This is a genomic window from Microbacterium sp. VKM Ac-2923, assembly GCF_022815605.1.
Lineage (GTDB): Bacteria > Actinomycetota > Actinomycetes > Actinomycetales > Microbacteriaceae > Microbacterium.
On sequence record NZ_JALGRP010000008.1, the window covers coordinates 118,425 to 133,887 of the forward strand.

12 protein-coding genes are annotated in these 15,463 nt (G+C 70.7%); 6 read left to right on the forward strand and 6 right to left on the reverse strand.

The genetic code is table 11. The features are described 5' to 3' along the window. Positions 1 to 26 precede the first annotated feature (26 nt). A complete protein-coding gene (locus tag MT347_RS13575; protein ID WP_243501742.1) occupies positions 27 to 1,151 on the reverse strand; it encodes a phosphate ABC transporter substrate-binding protein PstS in 1,125 nt (374 codons plus the stop codon). Between the two features lie 159 nt (positions 1,152 to 1,310). Here MT347_RS13575 and MT347_RS13580 point away from each other — a divergent pair, with 159 nt between their 5' ends. Beyond that, complete coding sequence (locus tag MT347_RS13580) at positions 1,311 to 5,255, forward strand: Pls/PosA family non-ribosomal peptide synthetase (RefSeq protein WP_243501743.1); 3,945 nt, start codon at positions 1,311 to 1,313, stop codon at positions 5,253 to 5,255. Continuing rightward, positions 5,252 to 6,550 (forward strand): M1 family metallopeptidase, encoded by a 1,299-nt coding sequence (locus MT347_RS13585; RefSeq protein WP_243501744.1) that lies wholly within the window; start codon positions 5,252 to 5,254, stop codon positions 6,548 to 6,550. Before MT347_RS13580 ends, MT347_RS13585 begins: the two co-directional genes overlap by 4 nt. A gap of 22 nt (positions 6,551 to 6,572) precedes the next feature. Here MT347_RS13585 and MT347_RS13590 read toward each other — a convergent pair whose 3' ends face one another. From MT347_RS13590 to MT347_RS13610, 5 genes are all read right to left on the reverse strand, one after another. After that, a complete protein-coding gene (locus tag MT347_RS13590) occupies positions 6,573 to 7,355 on the reverse strand; it encodes a hypothetical protein (RefSeq protein ID WP_243501745.1) in 783 nt (260 codons plus the stop codon). A gap of 373 nt (positions 7,356 to 7,728) precedes the next feature. Further along, positions 7,729 to 8,076 (reverse strand): hypothetical protein, encoded by a 348-nt coding sequence (locus tag MT347_RS13595; RefSeq protein WP_243501746.1) that lies wholly within the window; start codon positions 8,074 to 8,076, stop codon positions 7,729 to 7,731. Between the two features lie 161 nt (positions 8,077 to 8,237). Continuing rightward, on the reverse strand, positions 8,238 to 9,176 hold the full coding sequence (locus tag MT347_RS13600; RefSeq protein WP_243501747.1) for an NUDIX domain-containing protein: 939 nt from the start codon (positions 9,174 to 9,176) through the stop codon (positions 8,238 to 8,240). Further along, on the reverse strand, positions 9,173 to 11,341 hold the full coding sequence (locus MT347_RS13605; protein ID WP_243501748.1) for an RNA degradosome polyphosphate kinase: 2,169 nt from the start codon (positions 11,339 to 11,341) through the stop codon (positions 9,173 to 9,175). The genes MT347_RS13600 and MT347_RS13605 overlap by 4 nt, the downstream gene beginning before the upstream one ends. 56 nt (positions 11,342 to 11,397) lie before the next feature. Further along, complete coding sequence (locus MT347_RS13610) at positions 11,398 to 12,090, reverse strand: response regulator transcription factor (protein ID WP_243501749.1); 693 nt, start codon at positions 12,088 to 12,090, stop codon at positions 11,398 to 11,400. Between the two features lie 114 nt (positions 12,091 to 12,204). On the opposite strand from MT347_RS13610, the gene MT347_RS13615 reads away from it, so the two are divergent. The 4 genes from MT347_RS13615 (at position 12,205) to MT347_RS13630 (ending at position 15,422) form a co-directional block, all read left to right on the forward strand. Next, positions 12,205 to 12,495 carry a hypothetical protein gene (locus tag MT347_RS13615; RefSeq protein WP_243501751.1) on the forward strand — a complete coding sequence of 97 codons (291 nt, stop codon included), beginning with the start codon at positions 12,205 to 12,207 and terminating at the stop codon, positions 12,493 to 12,495. Positions 12,496 to 12,625: 130 nt separating this feature from the next. Beyond that, positions 12,626 to 13,225, forward strand: coding sequence for an FABP family protein (locus tag MT347_RS13620; RefSeq protein ID WP_243501753.1), 600 nt, complete (start codon positions 12,626 to 12,628; stop codon positions 13,223 to 13,225). Positions 13,226 to 13,227: 2 nt separating this feature from the next. Continuing rightward, positions 13,228 to 14,316 (forward strand): folate-binding protein YgfZ, encoded by a 1,089-nt coding sequence (locus MT347_RS13625; RefSeq protein ID WP_243501755.1) that lies wholly within the window; start codon positions 13,228 to 13,230, stop codon positions 14,314 to 14,316. After that, positions 14,313 to 15,422, forward strand: coding sequence for an aromatic acid exporter family protein (locus tag MT347_RS13630; RefSeq protein WP_243501757.1), 1,110 nt, complete (start codon positions 14,313 to 14,315; stop codon positions 15,420 to 15,422). The genes MT347_RS13625 and MT347_RS13630 overlap by 4 nt, the downstream gene beginning before the upstream one ends. Positions 15,423 to 15,463: the final 41 nt, after the last annotated feature.

The window sequence follows — 15,463 nt, forward strand, 5'->3', positions numbered from 1 at the left end:
GGGCCGGGCCGAGTGGTAAGAGATGTTTACTTGATCGCTGCGAGCGTCTCGGCGGCAGCCTCGAGCACCGAGTCGGGCAGCGGAGCGGAGCCGGCGTTCTTGGCCGCGACCTGCTGGCCGAGGGTGCTGGTGACGAAGCCGAGGTACGACTTCACAAGCTCGGCCTGGGCGGCGTCCTTGAACGTCGAGCAGGTGATGGCGTACGACACGAGCGGGATCGGGTAGGAGTCGGCGGTCAGCTTCGAGTAGTCGAACTTCTTCGACAGGTCGCCCTCGATGCCGTTGCTGGCGTCGACCGCGGCGGCCTCGAACGTCGCGGTGACGGCCTCGGCGCTGTAGGGGACGGCGGTGCCGTCGGTGACGATCGCGGCCGCGTTCAGGTCGCCGATGGCGGAGTGGTCGGCGTAGCCGATGGTGCCGGAGCCGGCCTTGACGGCCTCGACGACGCCCGAGCCACCCTTCTGCTTCGAGACGTTGCCCTCGATCGGCCAGTCCTTGCCCGCGGGAGCGGTCCAGACCGACGACTGGGTGGCCGCGAGGTAGTTGGTGAGGTTCTGCGTGGTGCCCGAGCCGTCCGAACGAGCGACGGTGGTGATGGTGCCGGCGGGGAGCGCGGTGCCGTTGTCGGCGGTGATGGCCGGGTCTGACCAGTCGGTGATCTGCAGCGCGAAGATCTTCGCGATCGTCTCACCCGAGAGCTTCAGGTCGGTGACGCCGGGGATGTTGAAGATGATGGCCACGCCGTCGAGGTAGACGGGGATGTTGACGCCACCCTCGGTGCACAGAGCCGCGGACTGCGCGGTCTGCTCGGCATTCAGGGGGGCGTCGGAGCCGGCGAAGTCGTACGCGCCGCTGAGGAAGTTGGTGACGCCACCGCCGGAGCCCTGCGACTTGTCGTAGTTGATGGTGACGCCCTTGGCCTGGGCGTTGTAGGCGCTGGTCCACGCGGCCTGCGCGTTGGACTGGGCGCTCGAGCCACCGGCGGTGATGGTGCCCGAGAGGTTGGGGTCGATCGTGAACGCCACGTCGGCGGAGGAGGGGGACTCCGAGGTGCCTGCGGGAGCGGAGCTGGAGGGACCGGCGCAGCCGGCGAGCGTCAGGGAGGCCACGGCGGCCAGGGTGCCCAGCTGGGCGATTCGGGAGATCTTCACGGGGTGAATCCTTCGCATGTCGGGAACAGGAACCCGGTGCAGGGTTCGCCGTGAACGGTAAACAAGGACTCTTAAGAGACTGCGTTGCGGGGGTGAACGGGAGGTGAACCGGTGCGGCCTTTCCGGGGTGTTTCCCTGGGCGTTGTACTGTTCACCCCCGTGACGACCCCCGCATCCGCACCGCAGGCTCCGCTCGATCGGACGACGGCCGCCCCGCCCGCCCGCACCCTCATCGACATCCTGACCGATGTCGCCGCACGGCATCCCGAGGCGTCCGCCATCGACGACGGATCGGGTGCCCTGAGCTACCGCGAACTGCTGGCGCGCGTGTGGCGGACGGCTGCCGCCCTGCACGAGGCCGGCGTCCGCCGCGGCGACCGGGTCGGAGTGCGCATGCCGTCCGGCTCGAAGGAGCTGTACGTCTCGATCCTGGCGGTCATGGCGGCCGGCGCCGCCTACGTCCCGGTGGATGCCGACGACCCGGACGACCGTGCCCGCCTCGTGTTCGGCGAGGCCCGGGTGCGCGGCATCGTGGCGGGTGACGGCGAGTTCGTCGCACAGGGGCAGGATGCCGACCTCGTGCGCCTGTACGACGGGGCGGCGCCGCACCCGAGTACGAACGCCGTCCCGATCGTCGCACCGCCGACCGTCGACGACGACGCGTGGATCATCTTCACCTCGGGCTCGACCGGGGTGCCCAAGGGCGTCGCCGTCTCGCACCGTTCGGCCGCAGCGTTCGTCGACGCCGAGGCCCGCATCTTCCTTCCGCAGGAGCCGCTCGGCCCCGGCGACCGCGTGCTCGCCGGTCTCTCGGTGGCGTTCGACGCCTCGTGCGAGGAGATGTGGCTCGCGTGGGGTCACGGGGCGTGCCTCGTTCCCGCGCCGCGCTCGCTCGTCCGCTCGGGTGAGGACCTCGCGCCGTGGTTGCTGCGTCAGGGCATCACGGTGGTGTCGACCGTCCCGACGCTCGCGGCGATGTGGCCGGCGGACTCGATCGAGAACGTGCGTCTGTTGATCTTCGGCGGCGAGGCGTGCCCGCCCGAGCTCGCCGCCCGTCTCGTCGCGGACGGACGTGAGGTGTGGAACACGTACGGCCCGACCGAGGCCACGGTGGTCGCCTGCGCCGCCCCGCTCGACGGCTCGCTGCCCGTGCGTATCGGGCTGCCGCTCGACGGATGGGCGCTGGCGGTGGTGGATGCCGAGGGGCTCCCCGTGGCGGAGGGGCAGGTGGGAGAGGTGATCATCGGCGGTGTGGGGCTCGCCCGCTACCTGGACCCTGCGAAGGACGCCGAGAAGTACGCCCCCATGCCGACCCTCGGCTGGGAACGCGCGTACCGCTCCGGCGACCTCGTGCGCTTCGACCCGGAGGGACTGGTGTTCCAGGGCCGCGCCGACGACCAGGTCAAGGTCGGCGGTCGGCGCATCGAGCTCGGAGAGGTCGAGTCGGCTCTGCAGGACCTCCCCGGCGTCAGCGCGTCGACGGTGGCCGTACGCACCACCGAGGCCGGAGTGCCGGTGCTCGTCGGGTACCTCGTGATGGACGAGGGCGTCGACCTCGACCGGGGCGCCGCCCGTGCCCTGCTCTCCGAGCGCCTCCCGGCGGCGACGATCCCTCTGCTCGGGGTCGTCGACGAGTTGCCCGTCCGCACCTCCGGCAAGGTCGACCGCGCGGCGCTGCCGTGGCCGCTCCCCGGCGTCGATGCCCCCGCGGCGACCGACTTCTCGCCCGACGAGATGTGGTTGGCCGAGCAGTGGCAGGCCGTGCTCGGTCTGCCCGTCGCCGATCGCAAGGTCGATTTCTTCGACCTGGGTGGGGGCTCCCTGGCCGCCGCTCAGCTCGTCTCGCGCATCCGCGCGCGGGTGCCCGAGTTCTCGGTCGCCGACATCTACGACGTGCCGCGCCTGGGCGCGATGGCGAAGGCGCTCGGACCCCAGCTGGCCGACGGCCCGCCCGCGGAGTTCCACCGCGCAGAGCCCACGCCCCGCACGACGCAGTGGGCGCAGACGCTCCTCGGTGCTCCGCTGTTCATTCTCTCGGGTGTGCGCTGGCTGCTGTACGTGCTCACCGCATCCGCGATCCTGCACCTGGTTCCCGGCTTCGACGTGCTGCCGAGCGTGCCGTTGCCCGTTCTCGCGATCGGACTGCTGATCTTCGCGACGCCGTTCGGGCGCATGGCGATCGCCGTGGCATCCGCTCGTCTGCTGCTGTTGGACGTGCGCCCGGGCGACTACCCCCGCGGGGGATGGGTGCACATCCGGCTGTGGTTGGCGGAGCAGATCGCCGCCCAGGTGGATGCCGTGGGTCTGGCCGGTGCCCCCTGGGTGTCGTACTACGCCCGGGCTCTGGGCGCGCGGATCGGGCGGAACGTCGACCTGCACGCCCTTCCACCGGTCACCGGCATGCTCGAGGTGGGAGACGGCGCGTCGATCGAGCCGGAGGTCGACCTGACGGGCTACTGGATCGACGGCGATCTCGTCCGCATCGGCGAGGTGCGCATCGGGGCGGATGCCACGGTGGGCGCGCGCTCCACCCTGGCACCCGGCACGCGGATCGGTCGACGGGCCGAGATCGCCCCCGGATCCGCCGTGTTCGGTCGGGTCAAGGCCGACCAGTCGTGGGCGGGTTCTCCCGCGGTGCGCGTCGGTGGCACGGCGAAGGGCTGGCCGGGCGAGCGTCCCCCGGCGCCCACGCGATGGTTGTGGGCCTACGCCGCCTCCGCCGTCGTGCTCGCCCTGCTGCCGCTGGCGGCGTTCACGGTGGGCGGTCTCGTCGTCGCGCAGGGAATGCGTGGGGCCGACGACCTCGGACAGGCGACCGCCGCGGCCTTCGCCTGGCTCGTCCCCGCCGTCGCCGTCACGGGCGTGGTCTTCGCGGCATCCGTGGTGCTGCTCGTGCGCCTGCTCTCGATCGGCCTCGCCGAGGGAACCCATCCGGTGCGCAGCCGCATCGCCTGGCAGGCGTGGACGATCGAACGACTTCTGGATGCCGCCCGCACGACCCTCTTCCCGCTCTACTCGTCGCTGTTCACCCCGGTGTGGCTGCGGATGCTGGGCGCGCGCGTCGGCCGCGACGTGGAGGCATCCACGGTGCTTCTCATCCCCTCCATGGCGCGGATCGAAGACGGCGCGTTCCTCGCCGACGACACCATGGTCGCCTCCTACGAACTGCGCGCCGGCTGGCTGCGGATCGGGCCGGTCCGCATCGGCAAGCGCGCGTTCCTCGGCAACTCCGGCATGGCCGCCCCCGGCCACCGCGTGCCGCGCGACGGACTGGTCGCGGTGCTGTCAGCGGCACCGGTCAAGGCGAAGGCCGGGTCGTCGTGGCTCGGATCGCCCGCGGTCCGGCTGCGGCGTCTGTCGGCCGCGGGTGACGAGTCGCGGACGTACCGGCCCACCGCGGGCTTGCGCTTCGCCCGTGCCCTGTGGGAGCTCTGCCGGTTCGTGCCGGTGGTGGTGACGTGCGGCATCGGCCTGGGCGTGCTGTTCGCGCTCGCCGCGCTGTGGGAGACCGTGGGGCCGGTCTGGACGCTGCTGTCGTCCGGTCTCGTGCTACTGGCCGCCGGGGCTGTCGCGGCGGGCGTGTCGACCGCGGCCAAGTGGGCCATCGTCGGGGTGATCCGCGCGGGTGAGCAGCCCCTGTGGTCGAGCTTCGTGTGGCGTACCGAGGTGTCGGACACGTTCACCGAGATGGTCGCGGCGCCCTGGTTCGCGCGCGCCGCGGCGGGGACTCCCGCGCTCGCCGTGTGGCTGCGCACCCTCGGCGCGAAGATCGGTCGGGGGGTGTGGTGCGACAGTTATTGGCTGCCCGAGCCCGACTTGGTGACTTTGGGCGATGCGTCAACCGTCAACCGCGGATGCGTCGTTCAGACACATCTGTTCCATGATCGGATCATGAGCATGGACACCGTCGAGTTGGAACCCGGGTCGACCCTGGGTCCCCACAGCGTGGTGCTGCCGGCATCGACGCTCGGGGCGCACGCCACCGTGGGACCGGCGTCGCTGGTCATGCGCGGCGAGACCGTTCCGGTCGGCTCGCGGTGGAGCGGCAACCCCATCGGCCCCTGGCGTGCGGTGAAGGTGCGCGCCTACCAGTCGACGACGTGAGCGGGACCGATCCGTACGCCCCGCAGAGCGGCGACGCGTCGTACGACGTGCGGTCGTACGACCTCGAGCTCGGCTACCGCGTTCGCACCAACCGCCTCGAGGGAACGGCGACCATCGTGGCGGTGGCGCGCGTCGCGCTGACGTCGTTCGCGCTCGATCTCGTGGGCCTGCGCACCTCGCGCGTCCGCGTCGATGGGGTGACGGCGCGTTTCTCGGCGGGCCCGCGCGTGGTGCGTGTCACGCCGCCGCGGCCGGTGGCGGCCGGTGAGGTGCTCGAGATCGAGGTGGTCTATGCGGGCGCTCCGGCCCCGCGGCGCTCGCGCTGGGGCGCGGTCGGATGGGAGGAGCTGACCGACGGCGCTCTGGTAGCAGGCCAGCCCATCGGCGCACCCACCTGGTTCCCCTGCAACGATCGACCGGACAGCCGCGCGCGGATGCGCATGGAGATCACCGTCGACGACGGCTACACGGTCGCTGCGACCGGTGTCGCCGGAGCGACGACGCGGCGCGGCGGGCGAGCGACGACGACGTTCACGTCCGATGTCCCGACCGCGACGTACCTCGCCGCCGTCCATGTGGGCCGCTATCGCACGCGTCCCCTCGCCGGCGGGGGAGTGGATGTCGTTCCGCCGGTCAGCGTCACGGCGCCCCCGGCACTCAGCGCCGCCGCCGATCGCGCGTTCGCGGCGGTCCCGCACATGCTGCGTGTTTTCGACCGACTCTTCGGCCCGTACCCGCAGGATGCGTGTTCGCTGGTCGTCACGGAGGATGAGCTCGAGATCCCGCTCGAAGCGCAGGGACTCGCCGTCTTCGGCATGAACCATCTCGTGCCGGCGGCTCAGCGTCTGGTGGCGCACGAGTTGGCCCACCAGTGGTTCGGCAACAGCGTCGGGATCGCCCGTTGGTCCGATATCTGGTTGAACGAGGGCTTCGCCTGCTACGCCGAGTGGCTGTGGTCGGACGCCTCGGGGAGCGTTCCCGTCGAGACCTGCGTCGCCGACCACTACGCCCGTCTCGCCGCCAAACCGCGCGACCTGCTACTGGTCGACCCGGGACCCGACGATATGTTCGACGACCGCGTCTACAAGCGCGGTGCGCTGACTCTCCACGCTCTTCGTCGGACGCTGGGCGACCGGGCGTTCTTCGACCTGGTGCGGGGCTGGACGGCGCAGCACCGGCACGCACTCGTCACCACCGAGGACTTTCGCGCCGCCGTCGAGAACGCGGGTGGACCGGATGCCGTGGCGGTGCTGTCGCGCTGGATCGACGGCGAAGCTCTGCCGCCGCGCCCCTGATCCGCGCGGGGTTCGGGGCGGGTCACCCGTTCCAGCCGCGCACCCGGTGCACGACGAAGGACTTCGGGTACGAGCCTGCGGTGGCATCGACTTCGAAGATGTCGATCATGAGCGCCAGCGGATAATCCGGAGCCTGCGCGATGCGTCGCACGACGACGCCCTCGCATCCGATGATCGTCTCGCCCTCGCCCCACACGGCCGTCCACGTGTGCGGGCGACCGGCGTCGAAGGGAAGCGAGACCTCAACCATGTCGGTCGCCAACCGGGGGTCGTGGTGCGCCTTGATTCCGCTGCGGGCGCGGGTTTCGATATCGGTGACCCCGTCGGCGTCGATCTCGAACAGGCAGATCTCGCCCGCATCGCGAGGCGACAGGTGCTCGGTCCCCACGAGCCACGCGGCGACCATGCATCCGCTGTCCCGGGTGGCCGACAGTCTGATGTCGACACGACCCCGGGTGGGGGCGAAGAGAAGCGACGTCGGCGCCTCCGTGCGTACCGTCAGATCGCCGCGGTGGCGGTGCATGCCGCGGTGCGATCCCTTCTCTCCCGCGAACAGCGCCGTCTGCAGGTTGGACACTCGCAGGGGAGCGTCCTCGGGTCGCCAGTGGCCTTGATCCGCGTCGATCCGGAGCCGGATGCCGTCGGCCACGGCATTCCACCGGGCCGCTGCCCGCTCGGCGTCGGTCCAGTGCGGCAGGTATGAGGTGATCCAGCGGGAGGGATCGGGGGTCCCCTCGGTGAAGTCGTCGTCCAGGTCGGCGGCACGCGATGGAAGAGGCGGGAGGGTGCCGTCCGGAAGGAGCATGCACCCTTCATAGTGCCTCTGCGCCCGGACGCCAGACGACGACGCGTCAGCACGCGGGATGCCAGGACGTCGGGTCGCCGGCGTGCGCGCGTGCCGGATGCCGGCGCGTTTGCATGTGTGCATGCTAGCGACGACCTTCGACATCGAAGCTGGTCCTCGGGGCACTCGGGGAGGGCTGCGCGGTTCCTGGGGGTGGGGAGGAGGTGTCGGACGCGAGGGTCAGCGTGACCGCGGCATCCCGGTGGCTTCGACGGGCTCAGCCACCTCCGTTGCCGCGGGCGGGTGCGGCTTGCCGGTGGCTTCGACCGGCTCGGCACCTCGTCAGGCCGAGGGCCGGTATGGCGGCCCAAGAGCCTCGACGACCTCACCGTCCTCAGGCGATGGCGACCGCCGCCACGACCCCCTCGGGGCCGTCGAGGTCCCACCCGCACCATTCGGCCGTCGCGTGTCGGCCGCCCGGATGCTCGATGACCGTCGCCCACCACCGGTCCGCGTCCTCGCGCACGCTGACGTACGCCGGATCCACGGTCAGACCCCGTGCGTCGGCCTTGAGCACGGCTTCCGCACGCGCCCAGTCCCGCGCATCCGTTTCACCGGGGAGCACACGTTCGAGTCCCCCGGCGTCCGCCGGAACCGCATCGACACCGATGCGCCCGTACTCCCGTGTCACGGCGACGACGGTCCACGCGGAGACGTACGACACCGACACCGCGGCATCCATGCCCTCCACCCGTATCCGCCCGTGGTCACCCCCGCACAACGGGCAACGCGAGACGAACCGGCCGCCCGGGAGCAACTCCGCGAGGAGCGCCCGCGAGGTGTCCCGTCGCGACGTACGCGGAGGAACCGCCCGCCACGCGACCTGAACGCCGGACGGAAGGGTCACACTCGCGGTTCGTGCGTCTCGATCGCGACGATACCTGCGCCCGGGTGATCGACCGGCACGTGCACGACCGAGAATGCACCGGTCTCGAGCGTCGACGCGCTGCCCAGGTAGGACCCGCTCATCGTGCCGGTCGCGAGGGCGAGTTCGTGCATGATGTCAGGGAGGACGGGGCCGTGGCTCGTCAGGACCACGGGCTTTCGCGCGCGCACGCGCTCTCCGACGACGGATCGAGCATCGGCTCGGCCCTGCTCCCACGCGTCCTGGCTGAGGTCGGCGCGCACCTGCACCCGCTGACCGATCGCCTGGGCGATCGGCGTCGCCGTGCGCACGCACCGCTCGGCGGGGCTCGACACCACCCGACGCACCCCGAAAGCGAGGAGGGGTCCGACGATCACCTCGGCCTGCTTGCGGCCGCGCGAGGTGAGCGGTCGAGCGCTGTCGACGCCGTCCCACTCGTCGCGCGCACGCGCTTTGCCGTGGCGCAGCACCACGATGGGGAACGTCGGCAGAGCCTGCTCCTCGACGATGCGGGCGAATTCGTCGAGGATCTCGATGTCGACGGGGTAGCTGAGGTGTTTGCGCGCCTTCTTCATGCTGACCCACTCGATCGCCGCGACCTCTTTGTTCGGAACGAACGACGACATCCGCACGGCCGCGTCGGTGGCTTCGGCCGCCCAGTAATGCACGATCTTGGTGCGCGAGTTCGGCATCCGATAGCGCGAGACGCCCACGGGCACGCCGAGGGCGACACGGATGCCGGTCTCTTCTCGGATCTCACGGACCGCCGTCTCGGCGAGCGTCTCGCCGGGATCGACCTTGCCCTTGGGCAACGTCAGGTCACGGTACTTGGTGCGGTGGATGAGCAGAATGCGGAGCTTGCCCTCGACCCGGCGCCACACGACTCCGCCGGCGGCATAGACGGCGGTCTCTGTCATCGGGCCGTCCGGGCGCGGCGCTTGCGCTGGACGCGCGACATCGTGTGCTCCTGCAAGTCGATGAGCGCCGTGCCGTCGGCGGCGACGCTGTGACGCGTCCACTCGCCCTCAGACCCGAGGTGCCACGAGCTCGTGCCGTCGTCCATCGCGAGGTCGAACAGCGAGGTGAGTTCGTGCAGCTGGGTCTCGTCGACGACGCGCACGAGCGCCTCGACGCGGCGGTCGAGGTTGCGGTGCATCATGTCGGCGCTGCCGATGAAGATCTGCCGGTCGCCGTCGTTCGCGAACGAGAAGATGCGCGAGTGCTCGAGATAGCGGCCGAGGATCGAGCGCACCGTGATGTTCTCGCTCATGCCGGGGACCCCCGGCCTGATCGAGCAGATGCCGCGCACCCACACCTCGACGGGGACGCCCGCCTGGCTCGCGCGATACAGCGCGTCGATGATCTCCTCGTCGACCATCGAGTTGACCTTGATGCGCACGCCGGAGGGCTTGCCCTCGAGGGCGTTTCGACGCTCCTTGTCGATGTGGCGCAGCAGGCCCTTGCGCAGGTGGAGAGGCGCGACGAGCAGGCGCTTGAACTTCTTCTCGATCGCGTAGCCGCTGAGCTCGTTGAACAGGCGGGTGAGGTCACGGCCCACCTGGTCGTCGACGGTGAAGAGGCCGAAGTCTTCGTAGATGCGGCTCGTCTTGGGGTTGTAGTTGCCCGTGCCGACGTGGCTGTAGTGGCGCAGGCGCCCCTCTTCTTCACGGATGACGAGGGCGAGCTTGCAGTGCGTCTTCAGCCCCACGAGCCCGTACACCACGTGCACGCCCGCCTTCTCGAGCTTTCGCGCCCAGACGATGTTGTTGGCCTCGTCGAATCGCGCCTTGACCTCGACGAGCGCAAGCACCTGCTTGCCCGCCTCGGCGGCGTCGATGAGCGCCTGCACGATCGGGCTGTCGCCGGACGTGCGATACAGGGTCTGCTTGATGGCGAGCACATGCGGGTCGCGGGCGGCCTGCTCGAGGAACGCCTGCACGCTGGTCGCGAACGACTCGTACGGGTGATGCACGAGCACGTCGGCCTTACGGATCGCACCGAACAGGTCGGCGCGGCCGTTCTGCTCCGCCGGCACGAACGGCAGCGCGGTCCTGGGCACGTGCGGCGGGTAGCGCAGGTCGGGACGGTCGATGCGCGAGAGGTCGAAGAGGCCGCGCAGGTCGAGGGCGCCCGGCAGTCGGTAGACCTCTTGTTCGGTGATGTCGAGTTCGCTGAGCAGCAGTGAACGCGTGACGTCGTCCATGTCTTCGGTGATCTCGAGGCGGATGGGCGGGCCGAAACGGCGTCGCAGCAGTTCGGCCTCGAGCGCCTGGATGAGATTCTCGGTCTCGTCCTCTTCGATCGTCATGTCTTCGTTGCGCGTGAGACGGAAGGCGTGGTGATCGAGCACCTCCATCCCGGGGAAGAGGTCTTCGAGGTGGTTGGAGATGAGTTCTTCGAGGGGCAGGTACCGCACGCCGGAGCCCTCGCCCCAGATCTCGACGAAGCGCGGCAGCATGGGCGGCACCTTCAGGCGCGCGAACTCCTGGCGACCGGTGCGGGCGTTGCGGATGCGGATGGCGAGGTTGAGGGAGAGCCCCGAGATGTAGGGGAAAGGGTGCGCCGGGTCGACGGCGAGCGGCATCAGCACGGGGAAGACGTTGCGCTGGAAGTACTCCGTCAGCCGGGCCGCGGTGTCTTCGTCGAGCGAGTCCCACGACACGACCTCGATGCCGGCGTCGACCAGGGCGGGGCGCACCTTCTCGGTCCACGCGGCGGCGTGGCGCAGCTGCAGGCGGTGGGCCTCGGCGGAGATGTCGGCGAGGACGTCGAGGGGGGCGCGCCCGACGTTGGTGGGAACGGCGAGGCCCGTGACGATGCGGCGCTTGAGCCCGGCGACGCGCACCATGAAGAACTCGTCGAGGTTGCTGGCGAAGATGGCGAGGAAGTTCGCGCGCTCCAGCACGGGAACGGCGGGGTCTTCCGCGAGCTCCAGAACGCGCTGGTTGAACGCCAGCCAGCTCACTTCGCGATCGAGGTACCGATGATCGGGGAGCTGGTCGTCCTCGACTTCTACGGCTTCGTCGAAGTCGTCGTCATCGGCGTCGCCGAGTCCGGCATCCAGCGCGTCGTGTTCCATCATCCCCACATCATTGCAGGGGTCGGTGACACGGGAGTGAACAGGCGGTATGCGCCAGGTCAGACGGGGGCGGATGCCGCGACGGGCGCGTCGTCTTCGTACACGTTGAAGCGGTAGCCGACGTTTCGCACCGTGCCGATGAGCTGTTCGAGGTCGCCCAGCTTCGCGCGCAGGCGACGTACGTGCACGTCGACCGTGCGCGTTCCCCCGAAGTAGTCGTAGCCCCACACCTCGCTCAACAGCTGCTCGCGCGTGAAGACGCGGGAAGGGTGCGTGGCGAAGAAGTGGAGGAGCTGGAACTCCTTGTAAGTGAGGTCGAGCGGCTTGCCGTGCACCTTGGCCGAGTACGACGACTCGTCGATGGTGATGCCCGAGGTCTGGATGCGGGTAGACACCTGGTCGGCCGTCTGCCGCCCCATGGCCAGACGGATACGGGCGTCGATCTCGGCGGGTCCGGCGCCCACGAGCACGACGTCGTCGATGCCCCAGTCGGTCGAGACAGCGGTGAGGCCCCCCTCGGTGACCACCAGCACGAGGGGAGCCTCGACACCGGTGGTCGACATGATCTTGCACAGCGACTTCGCGCCGACCAGGTCGAAGCGCGCGTCGACGAAGATGACGTCCGCGCTGGGGGCGTTCACCAACTGGGCGGCCTCGGCGGGAATCTGCCGCACGCGGTGGCTCAGCAATTCGAGCGCGGGCAGGGCAGCGCCGCCGCCCGGGGCGGAGCTGAGTACCAGAAGCTGTGCCAAGAGGACCTCCCGTGCGGCGTGTCGCGCACCCGATCATCTTAGGGCGACGCGGCGCGGGCCTCATCATCGGCGTCGCGCGTGCGTGCACCGGGGGTCCTGAGCAATGATGGGGGAATGTCGACACCCGACCTCGCCCCGCGCCGCACCTTCGCCGGCGTCGTCGCCGTGTGGGTGCTCGCCGCGGTCGCCGGTGTGGTGATCGGGGTCTTCGCTCCCGAGGCGTGGCGCGCCCAGTGGATCGCCGTCGCCCTGGGGGGATGCGTGATCGTGTCGTTCGCTGTGCAGCTCTGGTCAGGCCGGTCGCAGGCCTTCATCCAGCGGATGGCGCTCAGCTCCCTCGGCGCCCTCGTCGTGCTCGGCGTGATCACGATCGGTTTCGGTCTGGCGTCTCTCGTCTCGCGCTAGAGTTGGGGTATGGACCTCCTCGCGCTCGAACTGTTCTTCGTGGGACTTCTCGGCCTCGCTTCGCTGGCGATCGCCTTCGTGTCGGGAACGGTCATCTGGAACCTCTACCGCGGCCAGCGCTGAGCGCGTCGTGATCGAGATTCCGACAGACCTCCCCGCCGACCTCGTTCCGCTCTCGTGGCTCGTCGGCGTCTGGGAGGGCACCGGCGTCATCGATTACGAGGCTGACGGTCGCGCGTTCTCGGGGGAGTTCGCGCACCGTGTGAGCTTCAGCCACGACGGAGGGGCCTTCCTGAACTACTCTGCAGATGCGTGGTTGCTCGAGGGAGACGAGCGACGTCCGCTCGTCTCCGAGATCGGCTACTGGCGTCTGGCCCGACAGGTCGGTGATGCCGACGCCGGTCCGGGACTCCTCCCCGCGACGGCCGCGCCGGTCGCCCGCACGGTCGACGACGTCGAGGCTCTGCGCAACGCCGACGGCGGCTTCGACATCGAGGTGAGCCTGGCGCACGCCGACGGCATCCTCGAGCTCTACGTCGGTCAGGTCAAAGGCCCGCGCATCGATCTCGCGACGGATGCCGTCGTACGCACGGCCGGTGCGAAGCCGTACGCCGCGGCGACGCGCCTGTACGGACTGGTCGACAACCACCTGCTCTGGGCGTGGGATATCGCCGCCCTGGGCCGCGAACTCGGGTCGCACGCCTCGGCGCGCCTCGCGCGGGCGGAGTGACCGTGACCTCCCTCTCTGACGTGCCCGGTGCCGTCGTCGACGACCGGGGTCTGCGTCATGTCGGCTCACCCGTGGCGGAGCAGCGCCGCTTGGCATCCGGGTCGGCCCTCGCGCCGCTCGGAGACCGCCGGGTCATCTCCGTCGGCGGCGAAGACCGGCGGAGTTGGTTGGACTCCCTCTCCTCGCAGGCGCTGACCCACCTCGCGCCCGGGGTGTCCACCGAGTTGCTCATCCTCGATCCGCAGGGGCGCGTCGAGCACGCGGCCGCGGTGGTCGACGACGGCGATACCACGTGGCTGCTGGTCGACGCGACCGACGCCGACGCGCTGGCATCCTGGCTCGCCCGCATGCGCTTCCGCCTCCGGGTCGACGTGCGGGACCGCTCCGACGAGCTCGTGGTCGTCGGCGGCACCCGCGCGGCCGTGGCCGCCCTGACCACCGTCGCCCCCGTCTGGGTCGATCCCTGGCCCGACGTCTCGCCGGGGGGCTGGGCCTACGCCCGCGTCGAGCCGCATCCCGGTGCCGATCGCGACTGGGCCGAGGCCATCGTGGATGCCGCCGAGTTCGAGAGGCTGGTCGAGCGTGCGGTCCGCGGTGAGGTCGCTCTGGCGGGCCTGGATGCCGTCGAAGCCCTGCGTGTCGCCGCCTGGCGTCCCCGCGTGTCCATCGACGCCGACGAACGCCTGCTTCCGCACGAGATGGACTGGCTGCGCACCGCTGTGCACCTGTCGAAGGGGTGCTATCGCGGTCAGGAGACCGTGGCGAAGGTCCACAATCTCGGACATCCGCCCCGCCGGGTCGTCGCCCTGCAGCTCGACGGCAGCGACAACGTGCTGCCCGCCCGCGGAGACGCCGTGCGCGTCGGCGACAGCGTGATCGGATCGATCACCTCGGTGGCGATGCATCACGAGGAGGGGCCGATCGCCCTCGCCCTCATCAAGCGCACCGCCCCCGAGGGCGTTCCGCTTGTCGTCGACACCGCTGACGGTCCCCTCGCGGCCGCCGCCGAGACGGTCGTGCCCGCCGACGCGGGGGCCACTGCCGGCGTCCCGCGGCTGCCCCGGCTCGGACGCCGCCGCGCGGCGGAATGATCGACGACGACTCCTCGACGACCGTCGGGGTCGTCGTACCTCGCTCGCGCCTGCGCTCGACGCTTCGGCGTCGCGTCGCGCGGGTGCGCGATTCGCTCCCCGCGATCGTGCAGATCGTCGTCGCCGCGACCGCGGCGTACGCGTTCGCGCACTTCGTGCTCGGGCACCCGGTTCCGTTGCTGGCTGCGACCGTGACGGTGTCGAGTCTGGGACTCGTTCGCGACGCGCGTCCCTGGCGGGTCGCCGAGACGGTGATGGGCATGCTCGTCGGAATCCTCATCGCCGAGATCGTGTTGGTCGTCGCGGGCAGCGGTTGGTGGCAGATCGCCCTCGCGATGACCGTGACACTTCTGGCCGCTCGCTTCCTCTCTCCGCAGCCGGGCTTCGCCCTGGCAGCGGTGGTGCAGTCGCTCATCGCGCTCGTCGTGGTCACGGGGGCGCCGTTCCTGCGCCTCGTCGACGGGGCTATCGGCGGCGTCGCGGCGCTCGTCGTCACGGCGCTCATCCCGCGCACGTTGCGGCGCACCGAGCTGCGCGATGCCGACGAGCTGTTCGACGCTCTCGAGGTCGCGATGTCCACGATCGTGCGAGCGCTGCGCCGAGGCGATCGCGCCCGGGCCGAGCGCGGCCTCGAACGCGCACGCGCGCTCCAGACCTACGTCGACGCCTGGACCGGGTCACTGGAGTCGGGCCGAGAGGTGGCCCGTATCTCGCCCTTCCTCCGGCGTCAGCGCACCGAGCTGCAGCGTCACGAGCGGGTGCGGGGGGCGTTGGATCTGACCACGCGCAACCTCCGGGTCGTCGCCCGCCGCGCCGCGTACCTGTGCGTCGACGGGGACGCCCGGCCCATCCCGGCGGACCTGTTGGCCGAACTCGCCCGGGGTGCCTCCCTGGTGCGCGACAGCCTCGACGACATCTCGCTCGAGCCGGCGGCGCGCTCGACCCTCGTGGCCGTCACGCGCCGCCTCGATCCGGCGGTGCTGCTCCCGGACGGCGGAGTGGGCGAACTCAATCTCGTGGCAGCGATGCGGCCCTTGGCCGTCGACCTGCTGACAGCAGCGGGGATGGCCTCGGCTGACGCCCGGGCGCTGCTGCCGCGCATCTGAGTCCTCCGCGCGGCTCCCGTCGGCGGTGCCCGGCGGTCCGC